We start from the raw sequence: 23,340 nt of genomic DNA on the forward strand, positions 1-23,340 counted from the left end.
TTTATCTGAGGAAACAGTAACTGTCGATAAGTTTCCGCATGGAACTTTACCAAGATCAATAGAAACAACAGTCGGGCGCGCCCGTGCGGGGGGCTGCCCTACAATGACGCTTTGGTGAGCGGGGAGGATGAGGATTTGGAAACGTCGTGTGGCACCCTGGTCGTCGACGACCGGGGCCGGTTGCTGCTGTGTCATGTCACGGGAACGGCCCACTGGGACATTCCGAAGGGCCTGCTGGACGCGGAGGAGACGCCGTTGCAGGCGGCGGCACGCGAGCTGTTCGAAGAAGCCGGCATCGCGTTCGCCGTGGAGCGCTACCGGGACCTGGGCCTGTTCGACTACCGCCGCGACAAGCGGCTGCACCTGTTCCGCGTGGACGCCGGCAGTGAGCTGGGCGACCTGTCGGCCTTGCGTTGCACCAGCTTCTTCCCGCACCGGCTCACCGGCAAGCCTACGCCGGAGGCGGACGGCTACCGCTGGGCGACGGCGGACGAGGTGCGCACCTTGTGCTGGCCGCGGATGGCGGAGCGGCTGCTGGCGATCGGCTGGTAGCTTGTAGACCCCTGGAGACGGGCGTGCTTGTTCGGGTCCGAGACCCGACAAGCGCGCCCGTCACCGGTGCCCGGTGCTAACGAGACGCTACTTGCTGTCGATCCGCGCCAGCGGCGCCGCCGACGGCCCGTGCAGCACCTTGCCCTCGATGTCGAAGCGGGAGCCGTGGCACGGGCAATCCCACGACTTCTCGCCCGAGTTCCAGTGCACCGCGCAGCCCATGTGCGGGCAGGCGGCCGACAGGAACGTCAGCTTGCCGTCGTCGGCCCGGTGCACGGCCATCAGCTTCAGGCCGTCGCGAATCAACGCCCCTTCGCCCGGCGGGATGCGGTCCGGCGCGCTGACTTCCCCGCCCTGCAGCCAGTCGGTATATTGGGCCAGCGTGTTGGCCTGCTCCAGCATGTATTCGCCCAGGCTGCGCACGGGCTTGCGGGCCGGGTTGTACAACGGGACCCAGGGATTGGTGCGGTTCTGGATCAGGTCCGTCACCAGCATGGCGCCGGCCGTGCAATGCGTCATGCCATTGCCGGAGTCGCCCGTGATCAGGTACACCTCGCCCTTCTCGCCCGGCGCGCGGCCCAGGTAGGCGACACCGTCGGCCGGTTCCATCACCTCGCCAGACCAGCGCCACGCGACCTCCTGCGCCTGCGGGAAACGCTGCCGGGTCCACGCCTCGATCTCGTCGTAGCGATGCTGCGGCGTGCCGTCCTGCCCTACCTTGTGGTCCTGGCCGCCGACGACAAGAATGTCGTACGGCTGCGCTGCCTCCTGCGCATCGAGCCGCACGTAATAGTACGGGTCGCCCGTGTCCCACAGCAGGAACGGCTGCAGCGCGCCGCGCGGAACCTTCAGGCCCACCACGTAGCTGTGGTAGCCCGCCACCTTGGTGTGCATGATGACGCGGGTGTTGAACGGCGTGTTGGTCGCGACCACGACTGCGCGGGCCCGGATGGTACCGCGCTCCGTCGTCACGGTGGTGCCGTCGGCCGTGCTGGTCAGCTCGCGTGCCCGCGTGCCGCCGTGGACCTGCCCGCCCAGGCGCTTGATGGCGCGCAGCAGGCCCGCCAGGTACTTGACGGGGTGGAACTGGGCCTGGCGGTGGAAGCACAGGGTGGGCCCCGTGTCCCAGTCCAGCCCCGGCACGCGCAGCATGCGCGTCACGTCCACCCCCAGCTTGACGGTGGCGGCATGCTCCTTGTCCACCACGTCGGCCCCGCCCGGCCCCGCCGGTACCAGGTAGCCGTCCAGCCGGCGGAAGTCGCACGTGATCTGCTCGCTCTGCACGATCGTCTCGACCAGGTCGGTGGCCCGCTCGTAGCTGTCGCGCAGCATGGCCGCCTTGGCGTCGCCGAAGCGGCGCGCGATCTCGAAATACCGTTCGTCCGGCGGGAAGAAGTGCGCCGTGGTGCGCCCGGTCTCGCCCGCGCCCACGTCCAGCGCATCGATCAGCAGCACGGAGCGGCCTTCCTTGAGCAGCAGGTAGGCCGCCGTCAGGCCGGCAATGCCGCCGCCGACCACGCAGACATCCGCCTGCGTGTCGCCTTCGAGCGGCGGATTGGGCGGCACCTGGGCCGTGGCCGTCCACAGGGACGGCGATGCAGCGTTGGTCTGCATGGCCGCCTCCCTCAATGGTCGTTGCGCCGTTTCAGCAGGTAGTAGCCGACCCCGGCCACCGCCGCCACCACCGCTGCCTTCTTCACCAGGCCCATGCGGTTGTGCTCCCATTCCGCCTTGATGCCCATTTCGGCGAAGATGTTCGGCACGTGGCCCCGTGCCAGGTCCTCGGCCAGGCCCTCGACCACGTTGACACGGTCGGCCAGCAGCAACAGCAGCCAGTGGCGGATGTCGTTTTCCGTTGTCTTGAACGCAGCCCGGCGCAGCACGCCGGACAGGCCGGACGGCGGCTGCGGGCTGCCGAACAGCGGCGTCATGTGCGGCCGTTCCGGCGACACCAGTACCTCCACGTGCTGTGCCTGCGGGTCCGGCTGCGTCAGTGGCGCATCCAGCCGCTGGGGCATGCGTTCCATCGGGTAGGCGGGACGGTTCTTGCGGTCGAGGTCCGCACCCCAGCCCTGGATGGCGGAGCGGTCCACGGGCGGACGGCCGTGCTGGAACACGGCCAGGTCGTTGCGGCCGTGCTCATGCGCGTGCTCATGCGCGTGCTTATGATCGTGCTCGTGGTCATGGGTATGGTTCATGCGATTCTCCTCAATTCAAAGCGGTGGCGGCAACGGCGCGGGTCTGCCGCGCGCTCGGGGGAATCAGGACGGTCTTGATGCAATTGTCCAGCTTGCTCGAGAAGATGTGGTACGCGTCGGCAACCTCCTCCAGCGGTACCCGGTGCGTGATGATCTGCTTCGGATCGATCCGCCCGGCCTGGATGTGCTCGATCAGGCGCGGCAGGTGCCGCTTCACGCTGGCCTGGTTCATGCGCAAGGTCAGGCCCTTGTTCAGCGCGTTGCCGATCGGCACGGCGTTGAACGTGGGACCGTACACGCCGACGATCGACACATTGCCGCCCTTGCGCACGGAGTTGATGCACCAGTGCAGCACTGTCGCGGAGCCGGCCTGCATCAGCGTGTACGGCCCCGTGATGGTCTGCATCGCATTGCCGGCCGCTTCGCAACCGACCGCGTCGATGCACACGTCCGCACCCAGCCAGTCCGTCATCTTCTTGATGTGCAGCGCCATGTCGTCGACTTCGCGGAAGTTGATGACCTCGCACTGCGCATAGCGGCGCACGAAGTCCAGCCGGTACTCGACGTGGTCGACGACGATCACGCGCCCCGCGCCCATCAGCCACGCCGACTTGGCGGCAAAGATGCCGACGGGACCCGCGCCGAACACGACCACCGTATCGCCCTCGGCGATGTCGCCCATCTCGGCGGCCTGGTAGCCGGTCGGCAGCGCGTCGGTCAGCAGCACGGCGTCATCCTCGTGCAGGTCGGGCGGGATCACGGTCGGTCCCACGTCGGCCATCGGCACGCGCACGAACTCGGCCTGGCCGCCGTCGTAGCCCCCTGCGGTATGCGAGTAGCCGTAGATGCCGCCCACGGCCGAGGCTTGCGGATTGGTATTGTGGCAATTGCCATACAGTTCACGCTGGCAGAAGAAGCACGAACCGCAGAACACGTTGAACGGCACCAGCACATGGTCGCCCACCTTCAGCTTCGTCACGGCCGATCCCACCTCTTCCACGATGCCGACGAATTCATGGCCGAACGTCGTGCCCACCCGGGTGTCGGGCACGAGGCCGTGGTACAGGTGCAGGTCGGAACCGCAGATGCAGGCGCGGGTGACGCGCACGATGGCGTCGCCCGGGTGTTCGATGACGGGGTCGGGTTTGTGGTCTGCACGCACGCGGTACGGTCCGCGGTAATTCATCGCCAGCATAAAACCTCCTGTAGGAATTGTTCGAATGGCCAAGTGTTTGAATTGTTCGGTCAGGATGTCCGGGGACGGCACCTTCAAGGTAGAGTAAATCGGCGCCGATTGCGATGCGCGCACGGAAACGTGCGCGTGCCCGGACAAGAAAAAGCCGCCCGAGGGCGGCTTGCTCTGCCACGCGCCGCGTCAGCGGGTCGGTGGCGTGGTCGGCGTGTTGGTGCCGGTGCCGCTGGCGCCCGTGCTGCTGTTGCCGGTGCCGGTGGCGTTGCTGCCCGTGCCGGTGCCGCTCGTGCCCGAGGTGCCCATCGAGCCGGTACCGCCGGTGCCGCTGCGGTTGCCCGAGGTAGTGCCAGTGCCGGTGCCCGTCATGCCGCTGGAGCCGGTGGCACCCGTGCCGCTGGCGCCCGAGCTGTTCCAGTCACCCGACGTGCCCGAGGTGCCGGTACCCGAGGTGCCGCTGGAGGTGCCGGTGCCGCCCGACGTGCCGCTGGAAGTGCCGGTGGCGCCCGAGGTGCCGCTGGAGGTGCCGGTGGCGCTGCCGCTGCCCGATTTCATGTCGCTGCTGCTGGAGCCGGACGTGCTCTGGTCATGCTTGCTGCCCTTCTTGTGCTTGTCGGACTTCTGGGTTTTCTTCGTTGCGGAGTTCTTTTGCGGATCGGTATCGGTGCTCTGCGAGCTCGTCGATTGGGCGGCGACGCCAGCGCTGACGAGCATTGCCGTAAGGATGAGTGCCAGTTTCGTCTTCATAGATTTCTCCTTTTTTGCCTGTTTTTGACCGTGCGTGTCACGGCGAGACAAAATTCTCCCACGAGCGCAGGCGACCGGAAGTAGGACAGCACGCCGCCCGGCGGTCGGAACATCGCCAAACAATTTACAATTTTTTATCGTTTGAGTTTAGTCAAGGAAACCGAGGGTTCAGGGTCTGTCCCTTTGGGACTGACCCTGGTTCTACTCCGCGGCGGTGATGTCACGGGCTCCCCGCTCTCAGCATTGGCGCGCACGGGCCGGGGATGAAAACCGGGGTCGGTCCCCTGGCGCCGCCGCAGGCCGGGGTGGAAGACCACTCTTGCCGGCGACAGACCCCAGGGCCGCGGGCCGGGTGGACACACGGGCGTCAGGCACCAAGGGACCCGTTACGCCGCCCGTGCCGCCGTTCCCTGCTGCAACTGGAAGCGCAGCCGCTCGGCCTCCGCCGCCGCCAGCTGCGCATTGCGCGCCTTGACGTGGCCGAAGCCGCGGATGCGTTCCGGCAGCTGGGCCAGCTTCAGCCATGTACCCTTGTTGTCCGACGTCAGGCCCGCACACAGCTCGTCCAGCATGGCGAAATACTCGTCGCGCAGGGCCCGCTCGTGGCGCCGCTCGGCCGTCCAGCCGAACGGGTCGAACGGCGTGCCGCGCAGCCGCTTCATCGGTGCCAGCAGCCGGAACGCCGGCAGGATCCACTGGCCGACGGCGATCTTGGCCGGCACGTCGCTGCCCGGCTTGCGGCGCGCCAGCAGCGGCGGCGCCAGGTGGAACTGCAGCTTGAAGTCGCCGCCGAACTGGTTGTCGAGCTTGGCGCGGAAAGCCGCATCCGTGTGCAGCCGCGCCACTTCGTACTCGTCCTTGTAAGCCATTACCTTGAACAGCGCCCGCGCCACCGCCTTGGTCAATGGCGTCTTCGAGCCGGCGCCGTCGATGGCGCGCTCGCGCTGCTCGACGGTGCGTACGGCCGCCAGGTAGCGCTGCGCATAGGCTTCGTCCTGGTAGGCGACCAGGCGCGGCAGGCGCTGCGCGATCAACTCTTCCAATGTGGCCGGAGCGGCGAACTGCACCACCTTGCCGCGCCCGCCAGCCAGCGACGCCAGCTGGGCCATGTCGGCGGCCGCCAGGCGTCCCAGCAGCAGCGCCTGCTTGTTCATCGCCACCGCCACGTTGTTCAGCTCCACGGCCCGCAGCAGCGCCGCCAGCGACACGGGCACGAGGCCCTTCTGCCAGGCATAGCCCAGCATCAGCATATTGCCGGCGATGGGTTCGCCCAGCAGGCGGCTGGCCAGTTCCTGCGCGTCCAGCCCATGCACGTTGGCGTCGCCTGCGGCGCGGCGCAGCTGGGCGAACAGCCCGCCCATGTCGTTGCTGGCGTCCGGATTGCGTGTAAAGGTCGCGGTGGGGATCTCGCGTTCGTTGGCGATCACCTGCGTGTGGCCCGCTTCCATCACGGCCAGCGCGTCCGGCATTGCCGCCACCACGGCATCGCAGGCCAGCACGGCATCGGCCTGGCGCAGGTCGATACGGACTTGATGCAATGCGGCCGGCGAGCGGGCGATGCGCACGTGCGACATGACGGCGCCGCCCTTCTGTGCGAAGCCCATGAAGTCCAGCGTCGAGGCGCCCTTGCCTTCCAGGTGCGCGGCCATCGTGATCAACGCGCCGATCGTGACGACGCCGGTACCGCCGACGCCGGCCACCAGCATCTCGAACGGCTTGCCGGTAAAGTCGTATGGCGCGGGCGGCGCGAACGCGGCCAGCGCCGCTTCCAGCCGGGCCGTATCGAGCTTGGCGGCGGCCGGTTTCTTCAATTGCCCGCCCAGCACGGAAACGAAGCTGGGGCAGAACCCTTCCACGCACGAATAGTCCTTGTTGCACGAGGCCTGCTCGATCTGGCGCTTGCGCCCCAGGTCCGTCTCCAATGGCAGGATCGACAGGCAGTTCGACTGCACGCCGCAGTCGCCGCACCCTTCGCAGACTTCCTCGTTGATGACGACACGGCGGGCCGGATCGGGGAATTCGGTATGCGTGGCGGTGTTCTTCTTGCGGCGGCGGCGCTTCTCCGCCGCGCAGGTCTGGTCATACACCAGCACCGTGACGCCGCGGGTGTCGCGCAACTGGCGCTGCACCAGGTCCAGCTCGAAGCGGTCGTGCACGGTGACGCCCGCCGCCAGCGCCACGCCCTCGTAGTTGTCCGGCTGGTCGGTGACGACGACGGCACGCACGGCGCCTTCCGTCAGCACCTGCTGGACGATCTGCGGTACCGTCAGCTTGCCGTCCACCGGCTGCCCGCCCGTCATCGCCACCGCGTCGTTGTACAGGATCTTGTAGGTGATGTTGGCGCGCGCGGCCACCGCCTGGCGCAGGGCCAGGAAGCCGGAATGGTAGTAGGTGCCGTCGCCCAGGTTCTGGAACACGTGCGGCCGGTCGACGAAGCGCGAGGCCGCCACCCACGTGACGCCCTCGCCGCCCATCTGCGTCAGCTGCACCGTCTCGCGGCCCATCCACGTCGCCATGAAGTGGCAGCCGATGCCGGCGATCGCCATGCTGCCCTCGGGCACCTTGGTGGACGTGTTGTGCGGGCAGCCGGAGCAGAAGTACGGCGTGCGGATCGCGTTGGCCGGATCGGCCTTCACCTGTGCGGCGCAGAAGTGCGGCAGCTGCTGTTCCAGCGCCAGCTCGGGCAGGTGCGGCGCCAGCCAGCGGATCAGTGCGGGCGCAATGCGCGACGGGCGCAGCTCGCCGATGGCGGCCAGCAGCGGCTGGCCGGCCAGGTCCGTCTTGCCCAGCACCTGCGGGCGCCGCTCGGCCGGGCGGTTATAGAAATGGTTCTTCAGCTGCTGCTCGATGACGGGGTCCTTTTCCTCCACCACCAGCACCTCGGCCAGGCCTTCGGCGAAACGGTCCAGGCGGGTCGGCTCCAGCGGCCAGGTCAGGCCCGGCTTGTACAGGCGGATGCCGACCTGCTCCAGGCGTTCGGTGGACAGACCCATGCGGTCGAGCGCCTCGACCAGGTCCAGGTAGGCCTTGCCGGCGCTGACGATCCCCAGGCGGCCTTGCGGCGCTTCGGTAACGAAGCGGTCGATCGAATTTACGCGAGCAAACGCCCGCACGGCGTTCAGCTTTTCCGCCACGCGCTGCTCGATCTTCAGGCTCGGCAGGTCGGGCCAGCGGTAATGCAGGCCTTCCGCCGGATACGTGTACTCGGGCGCGGCAAAGCGGGGCGGCGCAGGCACCTCGACGACGGCGCCGCCCTCGACCGTTTCCGAGATGGCCTTGAAGCCGACCCAGTTGCCGGAAAAGCGCGACAGGGCCCAGCCGTACAGGCCGAACTCCAGGTACTCCTCGATATTGGCCGGGTTCAGCACCGGCATGCTCCACGCGATCAGCGCCTGCTCGCTCTGGTGCGGCATCGACGACGATACGCAGCCATGGTCGTCCCCCAGCACCACCAGTACGCCCCCGTGCGGCGACGAGCCGTAGGCGTTGCCGTGCTTGATGGCGTCGCCGGAGCGGTCCACGCCGGGACCCTTGCCGTACCACATGGCGAACACGCCGTCGACCTTGCGGGTGGGATCCGTCTCGACCTGCTGCGAGCCCAGCACGGCGGTGGCGCCCAGGTCTTCGTTAATGGCCGGCAGGAACTCGACGGCATGCTCGGCCAACTGTTTTTGCGCGCGCCACATCTCCTGGTCCACGGCGCCCAAGGGCGAGCCGCGGTAGCCGCTGACGAAACCTGCCGTGTTCAGGCCATTGGCGGCGTCAAGGCGCTTCTGCATCATCAAGAGGCGCACCAGTGCCTGGGTGCCGGTCAGGAACACGCGGCCGGTGGTCCGGGTCAGGTTGTCCTGCAGCTGGTAATCGGGATCGACGATGGTCGTGGGTGGGGTGGCGGCAGCCTCGATGGCGGCGGCGCCGTGCGCGGTATGGGCGTTCATTCTTGTTCCTTGCCTCGATGGGCTTTGTCTCCGTGCCAGAAATGATAGTTGCGCGGAACCGGAATAATTTCCCTATTTGTTGTCGAGTATGCTAAGTTTTCGGTCAATCTCTCTCATTTACGGCAGTGAAATGAAAAACCATTCCCTCGATGCCCCGTCCATCAAAATCCTGGCCGCGCTGCAGCAGAACAGCCGCCTGTCGACGGCCGAACTGGCCGAGGCGGTGGGCCTGTCCGCTACCCCGTGCTGGCGCCGCCAGAAGGAGCTGGAGGACAACGGCTACATCACGCGCTACGCGGCGCTGGTGGACCGCAGGAAGGTCGGGCTGATGGTGTGCTGCATCGCCCACATCACGCTCAACCGTCATTCGGCCGGCGTGGTGGAGGCGTTCGAGAGCGCCATGCAGGCGCGCGCCGAAGTGGTCGAGTGCTACGAGACCACCGGCAATTCGGACTACACGATCAAGGTCATCGTGCCGGACATGGAGGCCTACCAGAACTTCCTGCACGAAGTGATGTTCAAGCTGCAGGGCGTCGCGCAGATCAATACCAACGTGGCGCTGCGCGAGGTGAAGTACCAGACGGCGCTGCCGCTGTAGCGCCAGGCAGTCAGCGACAGTCCGCCCCAAGCGAATTGCGCCTGCAGCAGGTTCGTCATCCTCCCCCCGTCGCCGGCAGCGGCTGTCGCAGGCCTGCTTACAAGTGGTAACGAGTGATACAGGACACGGTATAGCCTGGCTGCGCCGCACCCCTTAATCTACCTCTGCAGACCAATCAACGGCTATAAGGGAACCATCATGGACAACATCGCTACCGTAAATCGTATCCATCCGCTGCTTGCCGCCGCGGCCGTCTCGGTGATTGCCGTGAGCGGCACGGGGATCGCCGCGCTGACCGGAGTACTGCCATCGAGCAAAGCTGATCCGGTGGCGTACACCGCGCCGATGAGCCAGCCGGTGCAGCAGCCCATCGAGGCCGGCCAGGTTGCCGCCGCCCCGCAACTGGCAGCGGGGCAATCGAACGCGCAGCAGCTCGCGCCGCAATCGCCCCAGCAAGCGGCTACGGCTGCGCCTCAGGCAGCGGTGCAGGCGCCGCCTGAGCGGGTCGCCGCGCGGGTGGTGGAGCGGGATACCGATGACCGTGAACCGGTCGCCCGCAAGCCCGTGCAGGCGACGCCGGCCCGGACCCATGTGGCGCGCCCTGCCCAACCGACGTACGCCCCGGCCCCGGTTGCGCAGGAGAGCAAGCCCAACTATGTAGCCATCGGTACCGGCGCTGTCGTTGGCGGCCTGTTGGGCAACCAGGTGGGCGACGGCAACGGCAAGAAGCTGGCCACGCTGGCCGGGATCATCGGTGGCGGCTACCTCGGCAACGAGATCGCCAACCGCAACAAGTAAGGCGCCCCCTGGCTCCCGCCATTGTGCGGCGCCGAACGCAGTGGCACTGAAGGACGTGGCGATCCCGGGTCGACAGCTCGCATATCGGGGACAGCCTCCAAATTGCACAAATTGGGGACAGCCTCCAAATGCAGCATGACAAGCAAGACGGTATCGCGAAATCAGCGAAATCGGAGGCTGTCCCCAATTTCCCGGGTCGACAGCTCGCATATCGGGGACAGCCTCCAAATTGCAAATTGCGCAAATTGGGGACAGCCTCCAAATGCAGCATGACAAGCAAGACGGTATCGCGAAATCAGCGAAATCGGAGGCTGTCCCCAATTTCCCACGGGTCGACAGTTCGCATATCGGGGACAGCCTCCCATATTGCGCAAAATGGGGACAGCCTCGAAATTTCAGCATGACAAGCAAGACGGTATCGCGAAATCAGCGAAATCGGAGGCTGTCCCCAATTCCCCAAATTGCGCAAAATGGGGACCGCAAAATGGGGACAGCCTCCAAATTTCCAAATTTCAGCATGACAAGCAAGACGGTATCGCGAAATCAGCGAAATCGGAGGCTGTCCCCAATTTCCCAGCATGACAGGCAGGACAGCATCGCGGCATCGGAGGCTGTCCCCGATTTCGAGGCTGTCCCCGATTTCCGATGTCCGGATCACCGTGCCGCGACATGGTCACGCCACCGGTGTCAGAAGCGGGGCACCGGCGAAGTGCGCCAGCAGGTTGTCGATGACGAGCTGGCCCATCGCATGGCGCGTCTCCACCGTGAGGCTGCCCACGTGCGGCGTCAGCACCACGTTCGGCAGCGCCGCCAACGCCGCCGGCACTGCCGGTTCGTTGGCGAAGACGTCCAGGCCGGCCGCGCCCAGCGAACCGTCCGCCAGTGCGGCGACCAGCGCGTCTTCGTCGACGATGGAGCCGCGCGCCACGTTGATCAGCGTGCCCTGTGGCCCCAGCGCCGCCAGCACGGCCGCATCGACCAGTCCCCGCGTGGCCGCACCACCGGGGGCGCAGATCACCAGGTAGTCGCTCTCCCTTGCCAGGGCCAGCAGCGAGTCGCTGCGCGGCACGTCGGTCGCGGCCACGACGTTCGGCTGGAAGTAGCGCAGCGCCATGCCGAAGCCGGCCAGCCGCTGGGCGACGGCCTTGCCGATGCGCCCGAAGCCGTGGATGCCCGCCGTCTTGCCGCGCAGCGTGCGCGCCGGCTGCAGGGGCACGCGCTCCTGCCATTGGCCGCCACGCACGTATCGATCGAGCGCCGGGATGCGCCGCGCAGCCGCCAGCAGCAGCGCCACGGCCAGGTCGGCCACGTCGTCCGTCAGCACGCCCGGCGTGTTGGTGACGCGGATGCCGCGCGGGCGCGTGGCCGTGAAGTCGACGGCGTCCACCCCGATACCGTTGACCGCAACGATCTCCAGCCGCGGCAAACGTGCCGCCAGTGTCGCGTCGATGCCGATCGTGCCGGTCGTCGCGAGGCCGCGCACGCTGGCGCCGACGGCCTCGATGAAGGCCGCGTGTTCGCCGGGCGGCAGGCGCCACATGTGGTGACAGGTGAAATGCTCGTCGAACTGCGCCATCACGGCGGGCGACGGACTGGGGGCCATCACGAGGATGTCTGGCTTCATGGCAAGGCGACGCGGACAGCGCCAAGTGGACGAAAGGCTATTGTAGGGGTATCGTGCCAATTTTTCAGGGCGACCATGACTGCCGACCACCCTTCCCCCGCCGTGCTGGCCTGGCCGCTGACCGATGCCGCCGGCACGCGCACCGTCACGCTGGCCGTGCACCTCGTCGAGTTCAACGCGGCGACGTTCGACGCCGGTGCCTTTGCCAGCGCCGCCATCGCGCTGCCGCTCGAGGTCGCGCGCAGCGTGCGCAAGCGCCAGGCCGAGTATTTCCATGGACGGCTGGCAGCGCGCTTCGCGCTCGCGGCGGCCGGCTTGCCCGTGGCGGACATCGGCAAGGGCGCCAGCCGCGAGCCGCTGTGGCCGGCCGGAACCCTCGGCAGCATCACCCACAACAGCCGCCGCGCCGGCGCGGTCGCCCTGCCCGCCGCGGCCTGGCACGGCGTGGGTATCGACCTCGAGTCGCCCGCCTCGCGCGAGCTGCAGGACAGCCTCGCCGCACTGGCGGTGGACGCGGCCGAACTGGCGCTGCTGGCCGCGCACGAGCGCCTGCTGCCACGCGCGGCCTTGTTGTCACTGGTCTTTTCCGCCAAGGAGAGCTTCTACAAGGCGGCCTTTGGCGCCGTCGGCCGCTTCTTCGATTTTTCGGCCGTGCGCGTACGCGCCGTCGGGCCGGGCACCCTCGACTTTGTCGTCGCCGAACCGCTGTGCGCCGCGTGGCCGGTTGGCGCCGCGGTACGAGCGCACTGGCGGCTGCTACCGGATGGCGACCTGCTGACGGCCATTATCTGGTGACAGCCTCCATCACCAGCGATTGATGCAACGCCACGCCGGCCATCACCCCGGCGGCCGCGGCCAGCGTCGCGTTGTGCATCTGGGTCGCCGCATCGCCGGCCGCGAAGACACCCGGCACGGTGGTCTGCTGCATGGCATCGACCCGGACCAGCGGTCCCGTCATGCCCTCGTCGATCGCGCAGCCAAGCTGGCGTGGCAACGCTCCCGGGTCCGTGCGCGGCGCAACGAACAGGCCGCCCAATGCCACCGTGCGGCCGTCCATCAGCCGCACGCCGGTCAGCGCGGGCGCGTCCCCCAGCAGGGCCACGACCGGCGTGCGTTCGATGACGACGCCACGGGCGGCGAGCAATGCGGCCGCTTCGGCGTCCGGCTCGTGGGCGCCACCGGTAAAGAAGGTCGTGGGGCCCCAGTCCGGCAGCAAGGCCGCCTGGTGCGCCGACTTCGCGTGACCCGCAAGCACGCCAACGGGTGCGCCGTCCAGCTCGTAGCCGTGGCAGTACGGGCAATGGATCACCGTGCGCCCCCACCGTTCCGCAAGCCCCGGCAGCTCCGGCAACGCATCGCGCACACCGCTTGCGAGCACCACGCGGCGGCCCTCGTACACGCTGCCGTCGGCACACGTGACGCGGAAGCGCCCTTGCCGGGAAACCGCGTCCGTGGCGGCACCGTCGTGGAACCGCACAGTCGGATAGGCCGCCAGCTGGGAGCGTGCGCTGGCGCGGATGACGCGCGGCGGCACGCCATCCTGGCCCAGAAAGCCATGCGCCTGCGCGGCAAAGCGGTTGCGCGGCTCGGCCGCGTCGATCAGCAGCACGCGCCGGCGTGCCCTGGCCAGTTGCAGCGCGGCCGACAGGCCGGCAAAGCTGCCGCCGATGATGATCGCATCCATGGTTCCTCCCGTTTATGTAACTTCGATTGTTACACGTCCGGCGCTCTTACGCAGCTTCAAACGTTGCGTGACTCGCGTCGTACAATGCGGCATGAGACCCGACAGCCGACTATCGCGCATGCTGCATGTGCTGATTCATATGGATGCCCACGCGGGACGGGCCACGTCCGACGCGATCGCGCAGATGTTGTCCACCAACCCCGTCGTGGTACGGCGCACGATGGCCGGCCTGCGCGACGCCGGCTATGTGCAATCGGAGAAGGGCCATGGCGGCGGCTGGGTGCTGGCGCGCCCGCTGGCCGGGATCACGCTGCTGGACATCCATGCGGCGCTCGGCAGCCCGTCGGTGTTTGCCATCGGCGCGGCCAACGAACATCCGGCGTGCCTGGTGGAACAGGCGGTCAACGACGAACTGGGGGAAGCACTACGGGAGGCGGAGGCGCTGCTGCTGGCGCGCTTCGGCCGGGTCACGCTGGCGGACCTGGCCCGTGGCGTGGATGCGCGCTTGCCGGCGGGTGCCGCAGCGCCCGCCGGGCACGTCCTGGCGTGATCAGGGTGCGGCGATGGGCGCCGTTGCCAGCGCCCGCTGTGCGGCCGCCGCGATAAAGGCGGCCGATACGTCGGGCTGCGTGACCGGCAGCATGTGCCCGCCCGCCACCGTTTCCAGCAGCACCTGGGGCGCGGCGGCCACCAGCCCCGCGCCGTGGCGCTGCCAGTCCAGGATGGCGTCGTCACGGCCGAACAGCACGGCCACCGGCACGCGCAGGCCCGCATAGCGGGCACTCAGCGCCGGCAGTTCGGCGGGCAGCGCCTGCAGGTCGTCGGCCGCCGCCAGGAACTGGCCGGGCCGCAGGCTGAGCAGGCCGCCGCCCTTCAGCGCGAAATCGTGCGGTACCGCTTCCGGCGCGAATACTTCGCGCAGCACCGCCGCGCCGCGCAACATGCCGCCCGGTGTGGCGAGCGTATACGCGACGGCCTTGCGCACGGCCGCGCTGCGTATCGTCAGCGCACGAAATACCGGCGGCACCGCTTCCTCCAGCTGCGTCAGGGGCGCCAGCAGCGCCAGCCCGGCGACGCACTGCGGATGGTCCAGCGCCAGCGCCAGCGCGACGGCGCCGCCCAGCGAGTGCCCGACCACCACGGGCCGCTCCAGTCCCAGCACGTCGATCAGCGCGGCCAGTGTCGCCGCCTGCGTGCGCAAGCCGGCGCCCTCGGCATGGGAGCGCGAATAACCGGAGCCGGGCCGGTCCACCACGATCACCCGGTAACGGTCGGCCAGACGCTCCGCCAGGCCATAGGTGAAGTGTGCCATCTGGCCGCCGAGGCCGTGCACCATCAGCAGCACGGGGCCGCTGCCCTGCTCGCGCACATGCAGCCGGGTGCCGTGCACATCGACGAAGCGGCCACGCGGCGGCACGGCCGCTTCCACCTGGCGCGCCACGCGCCGCGTCAGCGTCGCCAGCGCGGCCGCCGTCAGTACCGGCGCCGCCAGCAGTGTAGTCGTCACAGCTCCGATCATCGTGTTCTCCTATCGTGTGCGGCAGTGCCTACGGCAGCATGCCGGGCGCGCCGAAGCGCAGGACGCCATCGGCCAGCCGGCCGCAGCGGATCGTCAACAAGTCGCGCAGGTAGTCCTGGTACACCTGCCACGGCCGGCGCGAGCCCTGTTGCGGCAGCACGCCGGCCGCGCGCTGCACGTAGCCGGACGTGAAGTCCAGGAACGGCCGCGGCGCCACGTCCGCCTCGCGCCGCGGCAGCGCGATCGCGTGGCCATGGCGGGCCATGTGGCGCAGCAACCGGCACACCCACTGCGCCGTCAGGTCCGCCTTCAGCGTCCACGACGCGTTGGTGTAGCCGAACGCCAGTGCCAGGTTCGGTACATCGCTCAGCATCATACCCTTGTAGACCAGTGTCTCGGCCGGTTGCACGGCGCGGCCGTCCACCGCCAGCGTCATGCCGCCCAGCAGCTTGAGCTGCAGGCCCGTGGCCAGCACGACGATGTCGACTGCCAGGTCGCGGCCGGAGCGCAGCCGCAGGCCGCATGGCGTGAAGCGTTCGATGACGTCGGTGGCCACGCTGGCGCGACCCGCACGGATCGCGTCGAACAGGTCGCCGTCCGGCGCCACGCAGATGCGCTGGTCCCACGGCCGGTAGCTGGGCGCGAAGTGCACGCGCGCGTCGCAGGTGTGCTGCAATCGGCGGGCCGCCTGGGCCACGATGTGGCGCCTGACCAGTTCCGGCCGGCGCCGCGCCAGGCGGTACAGCACGATGCTCTCGAACACGTTCTTCCAGCGGATGACCCGGTAGGCCAGCCGGCGCGGCAGCACCTGCGAAACGGCAGTCGCGAAACCGTCCACCGCGGGCCGCGCCACGACATAGGTGGGCGAGCGTTGCAGCATCGTCACGTGGGCCGCCGTGCGCGCCAGCGCCGGTACCAGCGTCACGGCCGTGGCGCCGCTGCCGACGACGACGACGCGGCGACCGCGCCAATCCAGGTCCTGCGGCCAGAACTGCGGCTGCACGACGGTGCCGCGGAACGACTGTTCGCCATCGAACGCGGGCCGGTGCGCCGCCTCGTAGTCGTAATAGCCGGCGCACAGGTACAGGAAACGGCAGCGCAGCGTGACGGCAGCGCCGCCGTGGTCCGCCTGCACCGTCCACAGCGCCGCGGCACTGCACCAGTCGGCGCGCCGCACCTTGTGGCCGAAGCGGATGTGGCGCACCACGTCGCCTTCCTGCGCGGCGGCGCGGATATAGTCGAGGATCGCGGGCCCGTCGGCGATGGCGCGCGGGTTGTCCCAGGGCGGAAGCGGTAGCCCAGCGTGTGCATGTCCGAGTCGGAGCGCACGCCCGGATAGCGGAACAGGTCCCACGTGCCGCCGATGGCGCCACGCGCCTCCAGGATGGCGAAGCGCTGCCCGGGACAGCGCTCCTGCAGCGCGCACGCGGCGCCGATGCCGGACAGCCCGGCGCCGACGATCAGTACGTCCAGCACCTCTGCACTCGCATTCCCGCCTGCATTCTCCACACGGTCTCCTGGCGCGGCATCCCGGCACCGCTCGCTGCCAGCATAGCTGAGCCATATGGGAAAGACAATCGTGGCGCGGCAATCCGGCGCGCATGTGGAAAGGGCCGGAACGCTCGCGCGTTCCGGCCCTCCTTCGACAAACCGGCGCCGGTCAGGCGGCCAGCTTGAAGATCGCCACCGCTTCGTCCAGCTCGCGGGCCTGCTGCTTCAGCGATTCCGCCGCCGCCGCCGCCTGCTCCACCAGCGCCGCGTTCTGCTGCGTGACGCTGTCGATGTGGGCGATCGCCGTGCCGATCTGCTCGATCCCTTCCTGCTGCTCCGTGCTGGCCATCGAAATCTCGGTGACGACGGCGGTCACCTGCTCGACGCTGGCGAGCACGTCGCGCATCGTGGCGCCGGCGCGGTCCACCAGCGCACGGCCCGAGCCGACTTCGGCGACGGACGCCGTGATCAGCTCGCGGATTTCCTTGGCAGCCGACGACGAGCGCTGCGCCAGGTTGCGCACCTCGCTGGCGACGACCGCGAAGCCGCGGCCCTGCTCGCCGGCACGGGCCGCTTCCACGGCGGCGTTCAGCGCCAGGATATTGGTCTGGAACGCGATGCCGTCGATGACGCCGATGATCTCGGCGATCTTGCCCGAGCTCTGGCCGATCGCGCCCATCGACGCGACCACCTCGGCCACCGTCTCGCTGCCGCGGCCGGACACGCTCGAGGCCTGGCCGGCCAGGCGCGCGGCTTCGCCGGCGTTGTCGCTGTTGGCGCGCACGGTGCTGGTCAGCTCCGTCATCGATGCCGCCGTCTCTTCCAGCGAGCCGGCCATGTCTTCCGTGCGGGCCGACAGGTCCGCGTTGCCCTGGGCGATCTCCGCCGACGCCAGCGCGATGGCCTGGGTACCGCCGCGCACCCGCGTCACGATGCGCGCCAGGTTGCCGCTCATCGTACCCAGCGCACGCAGCAGGTCGCCGATCTCGTCCTGGCGGTTCGAGCGTACATCCGCACGCAGGTCGCCGTCGGCCACTTCACGGGCGATGTTCAGGGCGCGGGACAGCGGCACGGTGATGCCACGCACGAGCATGACGACGATGACGCTGCCGATGGCGACGGCGGCCACCAGCAGGACCAGCAGCAGCACGACGGAACGCTGGTACTCGCTGTCGTTCTGCTCAGCCACCTTGGCCATGCGCTCGTCCGCCACCTTCTGGATATACGTGACGATCTTGTCGATCTGTTCGGTGGCGGGGCGGTCCATCCCTTTCACGGCCGCATCCACGCCCTTGGCACTGGTCAGGTCGCCCACGACGTACTGCCCGTAGGCGGCGAGGTAGCGCTGTTGCAGGTCGCCCTGCCGGCGCATCGCCTCATCCGTCATCGCGGTGTCGAGCTGCAGCTGCGTCATCTGCTCCTTCAGCTTGTGCAGTTTTTCCTGCGTGCTGGCGCCGGCCTTGACGAATGCCGCGCGGTATTTGCCGGCGTTCTCGTCGTCATAGCTGCGCAGCAGCATGTTCTTCCATTCCTGTACCTGGATCTTGAAATCCACCTGGGCCATGCGGGCATTGTCGACGGTGCGCAGCAGTTGGTCCGCCTCGACGAACCCGGCCGCGTTACGCTCGTTCATGCTGCGCAGCGCGGACCAGCCGGTGAGACCGACCAGCAGCAGGGTCACAAGGAAGAAAACCCCCAGCAACGACAGGCGAACGCCGATTTTCAGATTAGCGAGCTTCATAATGTTGTTCGAAAGTGAATGAGTCTGGCGACGGATGTCGCTAAAATTCGGGCGGGGATGGGGGCCGAAGGACATGGCAAAGCGGTTTGTCACCACGTATTGCCATATGGAATCAATGGTAGCACGCGCCAATCCGCCGCGCCACGTTTTTGCACGTGCCGGGCACCCGTTGTGGCGCAAGCGCGCAACGGCTGCGTGTACACTGATGTTTTTCGGGTAAGGATGCAATGTCGATCTTTTCTAAAGCCGCGTTGAAGCACGAGGCGGACCTGGCCGCGGCCAAGCAGGCCGCGCAGGAGCAGGCGGCGCGCCAGGCGCGCCTGGATTTCCGGGAGCAGTACCGGCAGACGCTGGAGAATGTCGTGCGGCCGCAATTTGCCGCCGTGCGCAAGCAGATGTACGAACACGATTACGACGGCAAGGTCGAGGAAGGCAACGATGGCTGGAACGACTTCATCCGCCTGATCTTCGTGCCCGAGAAGAACCGGCTGGCCGCGCATGCCGGCCGGGACGCCTGCATGCTGACTTTTGCCGCCATCGAGAACAGCTGCCTGCTCGAGTGGACCAGCGCCTTCGACCTGCGCGCCCGCGATGGCAGCGGCAAGGAAGGCGGCACCATCGCCTGCACCGAGCTGACGCCGCAGTGGCTGGAGGCCAGGCTCGGCGAGTTCTTCGAGAAATCGTTCGGCGCGCGCGTGCGCAAGCAAGGCGCCTGAAGCAAGCTCTGATTCGAGCTGCGATTCAAGCTGCGATTCAAGCTTCCTGTACCGCGGTCACCCGCGCCAGCAGGTCCGCGGCCGGCATCGGCATGCCCAGCAGGAAGCCCTGGGCATGGTCGCAACCCGCCGCGCGCAGCCATTCCAGCTGCTCCGGCCGTTCCACGCCCTCGGCGATGACGGCCAGGCCGAAGCCCCGCGCCAGCGCGATCACGGCGGTGGCAATCGTATGGCCCGCGCCCGGCAGCGACTGCACGAACTTGCGGTCCACCTTCAGCTGGTTGATCGGGAACGACTGCAGGTAGGCCAGCGACGAGTAGCCGGTGCCGAAATCGTCGATCGACAGGCGCACGCCGGCGGCGCGCACGGCGTGCATGAATGCCACCGCGCCGTCCATGTCCTCCATCAGCAGGCTTTCCGTCAGCTCCAGCTCCAGCCGGCCCGGCGCCAGGCCGCTCAGGTGCAGCGCCGCCAGCACGTCGTCCAGGAAGCGCGGCTCCTTCAGTTGGCGCGCCGACACGTTGACGGCGACCGTCAGCGGGGGGCGCCCTGCCGGTCCCACGCGGCCACGTCGGCGCAGGCGCGGCGCAGCACCCAGCGACCCAGTTCGACGATCAGACCAGTGTCTTCGGCCACGGGGATGAATTCGGCCGGCGAGACGAAGCCGCGTTCCGGGTGCGGCCAGCGTAGCAGCGCCTCGACGCCCACCATCGCGCCCGTGCGGCAGTCGAATTGCGGCTGGTAGTACGGCAGCAGAACCTCCTGCTCGATGGCGCGGCGCAGGTCCGCCTCCAGTTGCGCGCGCCGCTGCGCCGCCAGCGTCATCTCGGGTACGAACGCGACCAGCCGGTTGCGCCCTGCCCCTTTGGCGCGGTACAGCGCCGCATCCGCGCTGCTCAGCACTTCCGTCATGCCCGGCGCATCCTGCGGATACAGGCACAGGCCCACGCTGGCGGTGGCGAACACCTCGCCCGTCGCCAGCGCGAACGGCGTGCGCAACGCTGCCAGCAAGCGCTCGCCGATCGCGTGCGCGCCGGCCGCGTCGGCCACGTTGGCGATCACGGCGAATTCGTCGCCGCCGATGCGCCCGACCAGATCGGGCGGCCGTACCACGCCGCCCAGCGCGGCCGCCACCTGCTGCAGCAGCACGTCGCCAGCCGCGTGCCCGGCCGTGTCGTTGACGAGCTTGAAGTTGTCCAGGTCGACCAGCAGCACGGCGACCTGGCCGTCGCCGTCGCGATGCTCCGCGATGGCCTCTTCCAGCCAACGGTAGGTGGCGCGGCGGTTCGGCAGGCCCGTGACGGCATCGGTATTGGCCTGGAAATGCAGCTCCCGTTCGGCCGCCGCCACGCGCGCGCGGGTGCGGTACATCACGGCCGCGACGACCAGCAGGCCGCCCAGCGACGCCAGCGCCAGCAGCCCGGCATAGCGCAGCAGGCCGGTGACGATGCGGTCCGTGCTGGTGACGAGTTCGAGCCGGCCCAGCCCCTGGCCGCGATAGCTCACGGCCTGCGTCACGGCCAGCGTGCCGACGGCGGAGCCGGACCCGGCGCCGGCCGCATGCGCTGACACGACGTAACGGGCAAACAGCTTGCCGTCGCGGTCATACAGCACGGCCGTGCGCAGGTGACCGGCCTGGCGCAGCGACGCCAGCATTTCGGTGGCGGCCTGCCGGTCGCCGAACATCAGCGAGGCGGACACGTTGTCCGCGACGATCGCGGCCTGCATGCGCGTCTCGTCGGCCAGCGCGCCGCGCAGCGCGACCCACTCGTAGGCGAGCAGGAAGGCGCCGGCAAACACCAGCGCGGAGACGGCGGCGACCAGCTGGCCCACGCCCAGCGTGCGCGTGATCTGCTGGCCCGGCGTCGTGGCTTGTCTGCGGTGCGGCATCAGAGTACGTTCCTGGCCAGTTGCAACAGGCGCGAGCTGAATTTCAGGCCGGCCCGTGCCGCTTCGCGCGTGTCGATGTCGAAGCGCAGGTGCGGATCTTCCTCGACCAATGTGACGGCGCCCTGGTAATGGCCGCGGCGCGCCCCGTCGACGATCGTCAGCATGCCCGGCACGGCCACCGGCGCCACGGCTGGCGCGGCGGACGCGCTGTAGACCATCACGTCGCACGAGCGGCCGGTGCCGCTGTCGACGACGGTCAGGGCGCGTCCATCCAGCGCCTTGCCTTCCAGCTCGCGCAGGCCTGGCCACACGCTGTGCGCCGGGCTGGCGCAGATGGCCAGCACGCGCGCGGGACCAGGCGGCCCTGGCGGCCACGTCGTAAACTGGGCGATATTGAAGATGAACGCGGCTTTCAGGCGGCTGTCGTCCTGCGCAGCACAGGTCTGCGCCGACAGCAAGGCGGCCAGCAGCGCGGACGCCAGCACGGCGCGCGCTAATCGGGATCGGACGGCCACGGTCATCGGCCGAAGTCGTAGTCAAGCCGCAGGGCCAGCGTGCGCCCGGGGCGTGCCAGTGCTTCCTGCACGAAGGCAGGACCGGCCGGATCGCCGTAGCGGCGGTCGAACAGGTTGTAGACGCTGACGGCGACGCCAACGCCGCGGCCGAACGCGCCGGGCAGCGCCGTCAAGGTCAGGTTCGCCACGCAGTAGCCGCCGGCCAGCGCGTGCTCGGTGCGGCGCGCCGAACTGCAATGCAGCTCGTTGCCGAGGCGCGCCGGCAAACCCGGTAACGGCACGGCGGCCGCCAGCTTGGCCAGGTGGCGCGGCGAACTGACCAGCCACGCACCCGCGCCGTCGCGCGCCAGCTGCCAGGTATAGCTGGCGCGCACGCGCGTGCCCGACTGGAACGTCCGCTCGCCAGCCAGTTCCAGGCCGTGCGCGACGGCCCGGTCCGTGTTGCGGAACACCAGCATCCCCGTATCGCTGTCGACCTGCTGCGTGATCAGGTCGTCCATCCGGTAGCGGAACAGCGATGCCGTCAGCTTGCCATACGCGCCCTGCATGCGTTCCCAAACCAGCTCGCGCGTGCGGATCGCCTCGGCGCGCAATGCCGGATTGGCCAGCATGCCGTCGGCGCCCGGGATGGCGTAATACAGTTCGTAGGCGTTCGGCGAGCGGTACGCGCTGCCGGCGATCAGCTTGACCGTATCGCGCGCGCCCGGCCGGGCGATCAACGCAGCACGGGGGCTGACGCGGCTGCCGATCACGCTGTCGCGGTCATAGCGCACGCCCGCGTTCAGCAGCAACCACGGCCGCAGCGCGATCTCGTCGTCCAGGTACACGCCCCAGCGGCTGTCGGCGTGGCGCTCGTCCAGCAGCGGCTCGTACGGGCCTTCGTTGTAGTTGTACTGGTCGCGCCGCGCGTTGCGCCGGCCTTCGATGCCGGCCACCAGCTTGTGCCCCGCGACCGCCGTGACCGTCGCGTGCACATTGGCGCCGTACCAGGCGGCATGGGCGCCATCGACATTGCGGCGGGCCCCTCCCTCGCCATCCGGGTACCAGCCCGCGCCCTCGTAGTCGGCCTGGCCCCAGAACGCGTTCGCGGCCAGCAGCACGCCAGGTGCCGCCTGGTGCGTGTAGCCCAGGTCGGCAAACGCCTGCGTGTCGCGCGTGGTGTTGGGCCGGTTGAACACGGCGCCGAAAGAGCCCGTCGGGATATCCTTCTCGCGCGCCACGTAGCCGGCCGAGAACACGAATCCGCGTCCCGCCGCCTTGGCGAACACGCTGTGGGCGCGCTCGCCATCCAGGCCGCGTGCGATGCCGCCGTTCTGGTCGAGCGTGTCGAACTCGGGGAAGTACAGGTCGTCGCCGCGGCGCCGGTAGCCGCTGGCCGACAGCAGCAGGTCGTCGCCGTTCTGGGCATGCCAGCCGTAGCTGGCGCGCACCCGCCGCTCCCCCGCCCCGGCCAGCGTGACGCTGGCTTGCGGACCGGCGAGCGCACTGCCTGTCTTGGTGATGACGTTGATGACGCCGAACAGCGCGTTCGAGCCGTACACGGCCGCGCCGGGGCCCGGCACGTATTCGATGCGGGCCACCAGGTCCATGTCCAGCAGGCCCTCGTTGCCGACCAGGGCCTGGTCGTAGACGGCATCGTTCAGGCGCACGCCGTCGATCAGCAGCAGGAAACGGCTGTCGTAGTCGCCCGGGCGCAGGAAGCCGCGCGCGCCCAGATAGGTGTAGTTGCGGTCCTGCGTGACGTACAGCCCCGGCACCGATGCCAGGGCATCGGCCAGCGTGCGCCAGCCGTGCTCGCGGATGTCGCGTGCGGTCAGCACGACCACGGCGGACGGCGCATCGCTGACGGATTGCTCGAAGCGCGACGCCGATGTCACCATCGGCACCTGCAGCAACTGCTCCAGCGGCAATGCCGTCAGGTCGTCCGGCGTGGCAGCCCCGGCACACGGCAGTGCCGACAGGCAGAGGACAGCTAAGGCAACAGGGGTTCGCTTCATTGGCAGCACATCCGGTCTGGCGTTGGCATCGAACGGCAGCCACGCGACGGCACGTGCCTCCCGATGCAAAGAGGAAGCCCAGTATAACGATTCCGTACGGCAACATCCAGTAGTATTTAACAAAGCTGTCGCGCAAACCGCAC

19 protein-coding genes and 1 pseudogene are annotated in these 23,340 nt (G+C 68.7%); 6 read left to right on the forward strand and 14 right to left on the reverse strand.

Annotation, left to right across the window (positions count from 1 at the left end; all coding sequences use genetic code 11):
- The first annotated feature begins 135 nt into the window (after positions 1–135).
- A complete protein-coding gene (locus PX653_RS10110) occupies positions 136–552 on the forward strand; it encodes an NUDIX hydrolase (protein ID WP_277417761.1) in 417 nt (138 codons plus the stop codon).
- An 87-nt stretch (positions 553–639) separates the two neighbouring features.
- Here PX653_RS10110 and PX653_RS10115 read toward each other — a convergent pair whose 3' ends face one another.
- From PX653_RS10115 to PX653_RS10135, 5 genes are all read right to left on the reverse strand, one after another.
- Entirely contained in the window at positions 640–2,166 is a 1,527-nt protein-coding gene (locus tag PX653_RS10115) for an FAD-dependent oxidoreductase (RefSeq protein WP_277417762.1), read from the reverse strand.
- An 11-nt stretch (positions 2,167–2,177) separates the two neighbouring features.
- Positions 2,178–2,750, reverse strand: coding sequence for a hypothetical protein (locus PX653_RS10120; protein ID WP_277417763.1), 573 nt, complete (start codon positions 2,748–2,750; stop codon positions 2,178–2,180).
- A gap of 10 nt (positions 2,751–2,760) precedes the next feature.
- Positions 2,761–3,945 carry a zinc-dependent alcohol dehydrogenase gene (locus tag PX653_RS10125; protein WP_277417764.1) on the reverse strand — a complete coding sequence of 395 codons (1,185 nt, stop codon included), beginning with the start codon at positions 3,943–3,945 and terminating at the stop codon, positions 2,761–2,763.
- A gap of 180 nt (positions 3,946–4,125) precedes the next feature.
- Complete coding sequence (locus PX653_RS10130) at positions 4,126–4,686, reverse strand: hypothetical protein (protein ID WP_277417765.1); 561 nt, start codon at positions 4,684–4,686, stop codon at positions 4,126–4,128.
- Between the two features lie 386 nt (positions 4,687–5,072).
- On the reverse strand, positions 5,073–8,624 hold the full coding sequence (locus tag PX653_RS10135) for an indolepyruvate ferredoxin oxidoreductase family protein (RefSeq protein ID WP_277417766.1): 3,552 nt from the start codon (positions 8,622–8,624) through the stop codon (positions 5,073–5,075).
- Positions 8,625–8,754: 130 nt separating this feature from the next.
- Here PX653_RS10135 and PX653_RS10140 point away from each other — a divergent pair, with 130 nt between their 5' ends.
- Both PX653_RS10140 and PX653_RS10145 read left to right on the forward strand, forming a co-directional pair.
- Entirely contained in the window at positions 8,755–9,222 is a 468-nt protein-coding gene (locus tag PX653_RS10140; protein ID WP_277417767.1) for an Lrp/AsnC family transcriptional regulator, read from the forward strand.
- Between the two features lie 198 nt (positions 9,223–9,420).
- Entirely contained in the window at positions 9,421–10,020 is a 600-nt protein-coding gene (locus PX653_RS10145) for a glycine zipper 2TM domain-containing protein (protein WP_277417768.1), read from the forward strand.
- A gap of 673 nt (positions 10,021–10,693) precedes the next feature.
- Here PX653_RS10145 and PX653_RS10150 read toward each other — a convergent pair.
- Entirely contained in the window at positions 10,694–11,644 is a 951-nt protein-coding gene (locus tag PX653_RS10150) for a 2-hydroxyacid dehydrogenase (RefSeq protein WP_277417769.1), read from the reverse strand.
- Positions 11,645–11,719: 75 nt separating this feature from the next.
- Here PX653_RS10150 and PX653_RS10155 point away from each other — a divergent pair, with 75 nt between their 5' ends.
- Positions 11,720–12,439: a 4'-phosphopantetheinyl transferase family protein gene (locus PX653_RS10155; protein ID WP_277417770.1), complete on the forward strand. Its 720-nt coding sequence runs from the start codon at positions 11,720–11,722 to the stop codon at positions 12,437–12,439.
- Here PX653_RS10155 and PX653_RS10160 read toward each other — a convergent pair.
- Positions 12,429–13,328, reverse strand: coding sequence for an NAD(P)/FAD-dependent oxidoreductase (locus PX653_RS10160; RefSeq protein ID WP_277417771.1), 900 nt, complete (start codon positions 13,326–13,328; stop codon positions 12,429–12,431). The two genes, PX653_RS10155 and PX653_RS10160, sit on opposite strands and share 11 nt — an antisense overlap.
- Positions 13,329–13,419: 91 nt before the next feature.
- Here PX653_RS10160 and PX653_RS10165 point away from each other — a divergent pair, with 91 nt between their 5' ends.
- On the forward strand, positions 13,420–13,878 hold the full coding sequence (locus tag PX653_RS10165) for an Rrf2 family transcriptional regulator (protein ID WP_277417772.1): 459 nt from the start codon (positions 13,420–13,422) through the stop codon (positions 13,876–13,878).
- Here PX653_RS10165 and PX653_RS10170 read toward each other — a convergent pair whose 3' ends face one another.
- The 3 genes and pseudogenes from PX653_RS10170 to PX653_RS10180 all read right to left on the reverse strand — a co-directional run bounded on the left by PX653_RS10170 (position 13,879) and on the right by PX653_RS10180 (position 18,079).
- Positions 13,879–14,847 (reverse strand): alpha/beta fold hydrolase, encoded by a 969-nt coding sequence (locus tag PX653_RS10170; RefSeq protein ID WP_277417773.1) that lies wholly within the window; start codon positions 14,845–14,847, stop codon positions 13,879–13,881. It lies immediately after the preceding gene.
- 28 nt (positions 14,848–14,875) lie between these two features.
- Positions 14,876–16,356 (reverse strand): annotated as a pseudogene (locus tag PX653_RS10175) (flavin-containing monooxygenase).
- Between the two features lie 151 nt (positions 16,357–16,507).
- Complete coding sequence (locus PX653_RS10180; RefSeq protein ID WP_277417774.1) at positions 16,508–18,079, reverse strand: methyl-accepting chemotaxis protein; 1,572 nt, start codon at positions 18,077–18,079, stop codon at positions 16,508–16,510.
- A gap of 227 nt (positions 18,080–18,306) precedes the next feature.
- Here PX653_RS10180 and PX653_RS10185 point away from each other — a divergent pair, with 227 nt between their 5' ends.
- Positions 18,307–18,795 carry a hypothetical protein gene (locus tag PX653_RS10185; RefSeq protein WP_277417775.1) on the forward strand — a complete coding sequence of 163 codons (489 nt, stop codon included), beginning with the start codon at positions 18,307–18,309 and terminating at the stop codon, positions 18,793–18,795.
- Between the two features lie 37 nt (positions 18,796–18,832).
- On the opposite strand, the gene PX653_RS10190 is transcribed toward PX653_RS10185, so the two are convergent.
- The 4 genes from PX653_RS10190 to PX653_RS10205 are packed head-to-tail and all read right to left on the reverse strand — an operon-like array spanning position 18,833 to position 23,197.
- Positions 18,833–19,357 (reverse strand): EAL domain-containing protein, encoded by a 525-nt coding sequence (locus PX653_RS10190; protein WP_277417776.1) that lies wholly within the window; start codon positions 19,355–19,357, stop codon positions 18,833–18,835.
- The gene (locus PX653_RS10195; protein WP_277417777.1) at positions 19,330–20,685 is read right to left on the reverse strand and encodes a putative bifunctional diguanylate cyclase/phosphodiesterase; all 1,356 of its coding nucleotides are present in this window, start codon (positions 20,683–20,685) and stop codon (positions 19,330–19,332) included. Before PX653_RS10195 ends, PX653_RS10190 begins: the two co-directional genes overlap by 28 nt.
- Positions 20,685–21,206 carry a YfiR family protein gene (locus PX653_RS10200; RefSeq protein ID WP_277417778.1) on the reverse strand — a complete coding sequence of 174 codons (522 nt, stop codon included), beginning with the start codon at positions 21,204–21,206 and terminating at the stop codon, positions 20,685–20,687. The genes PX653_RS10195 and PX653_RS10200 overlap by 1 nt, the downstream gene beginning before the upstream one ends.
- A complete protein-coding gene (locus tag PX653_RS10205; RefSeq protein WP_277417779.1) occupies positions 21,203–23,197 on the reverse strand; it encodes a TonB-dependent receptor plug domain-containing protein in 1,995 nt (664 codons plus the stop codon). The genes PX653_RS10200 and PX653_RS10205 overlap by 4 nt, the downstream gene beginning before the upstream one ends.
- Positions 23,198–23,340: the final 143 nt, after the last annotated feature.

Origin of the sequence: Pseudoduganella chitinolytica, from assembly GCF_029028125.1 — a bacterium.
Taxonomy (GTDB): domain Bacteria; phylum Pseudomonadota; class Gammaproteobacteria; order Burkholderiales; family Burkholderiaceae_D; genus Rugamonas; species Rugamonas chitinolytica.

Bases quoted from the DNA above. Each gene is read 5' to 3' on its own strand.
- PX653_RS10115 (WP_277417762.1), bottom strand. From the start codon at position 2,166: ATGCAGACCAACGCTGCATCGCCGTCCCTGTGGACGGCCACGGCCCAG.
- PX653_RS10120 (WP_277417763.1), bottom strand. From the start codon at position 2,750: ATGAACCATACCCATGACCACGAGCACGATCATAAGCACGCGCATGAG.
- PX653_RS10125 (WP_277417764.1), bottom strand. From the start codon at position 3,945: ATGCTGGCGATGAATTACCGCGGACCGTACCGCGTGCGTGCAGACCAC.
- PX653_RS10130 (WP_277417765.1), bottom strand. From the start codon at position 4,686: ATGAAGACGAAACTGGCACTCATCCTTACGGCAATGCTCGTCAGCGCT.
- PX653_RS10135 (WP_277417766.1), bottom strand. From the start codon at position 8,624: ATGAACGCCCATACCGCGCACGGCGCCGCCGCCATCGAGGCTGCCGCC.
- PX653_RS10140 (WP_277417767.1), top strand. From the start codon at position 8,755: ATGAAAAACCATTCCCTCGATGCCCCGTCCATCAAAATCCTGGCCGCG.
- PX653_RS10145 (WP_277417768.1), top strand. From the start codon at position 9,421: ATGGACAACATCGCTACCGTAAATCGTATCCATCCGCTGCTTGCCGCC.
- PX653_RS10150 (WP_277417769.1), bottom strand. From the start codon at position 11,644: ATGAAGCCAGACATCCTCGTGATGGCCCCCAGTCCGTCGCCCGCCGTG.
- PX653_RS10155 (WP_277417770.1), top strand. From the start codon at position 11,720: ATGACTGCCGACCACCCTTCCCCCGCCGTGCTGGCCTGGCCGCTGACC.
- PX653_RS10160 (WP_277417771.1), bottom strand. From the start codon at position 13,328: ATGGATGCGATCATCATCGGCGGCAGCTTTGCCGGCCTGTCGGCCGCG.
- PX653_RS10165 (WP_277417772.1), top strand. From the start codon at position 13,420: ATGAGACCCGACAGCCGACTATCGCGCATGCTGCATGTGCTGATTCAT.
- PX653_RS10170 (WP_277417773.1), bottom strand. From the start codon at position 14,847: ATGATCGGAGCTGTGACGACTACACTGCTGGCGGCGCCGGTACTGACG.
- PX653_RS10180 (WP_277417774.1), bottom strand. From the start codon at position 18,079: ATGAAGCTCGCTAATCTGAAAATCGGCGTTCGCCTGTCGTTGCTGGGG.
- PX653_RS10185 (WP_277417775.1), top strand. From the start codon at position 18,307: ATGTCGATCTTTTCTAAAGCCGCGTTGAAGCACGAGGCGGACCTGGCC.
- PX653_RS10195 (WP_277417777.1), bottom strand. From the start codon at position 20,685: ATGCCGCACCGCAGACAAGCCACGACGCCGGGCCAGCAGATCACGCGC.
- PX653_RS10200 (WP_277417778.1), bottom strand. From the start codon at position 21,206: ATGACCGTGGCCGTCCGATCCCGATTAGCGCGCGCCGTGCTGGCGTCC.
- PX653_RS10205 (WP_277417779.1), bottom strand. From the start codon at position 23,197: ATGAAGCGAACCCCTGTTGCCTTAGCTGTCCTCTGCCTGTCGGCACTG.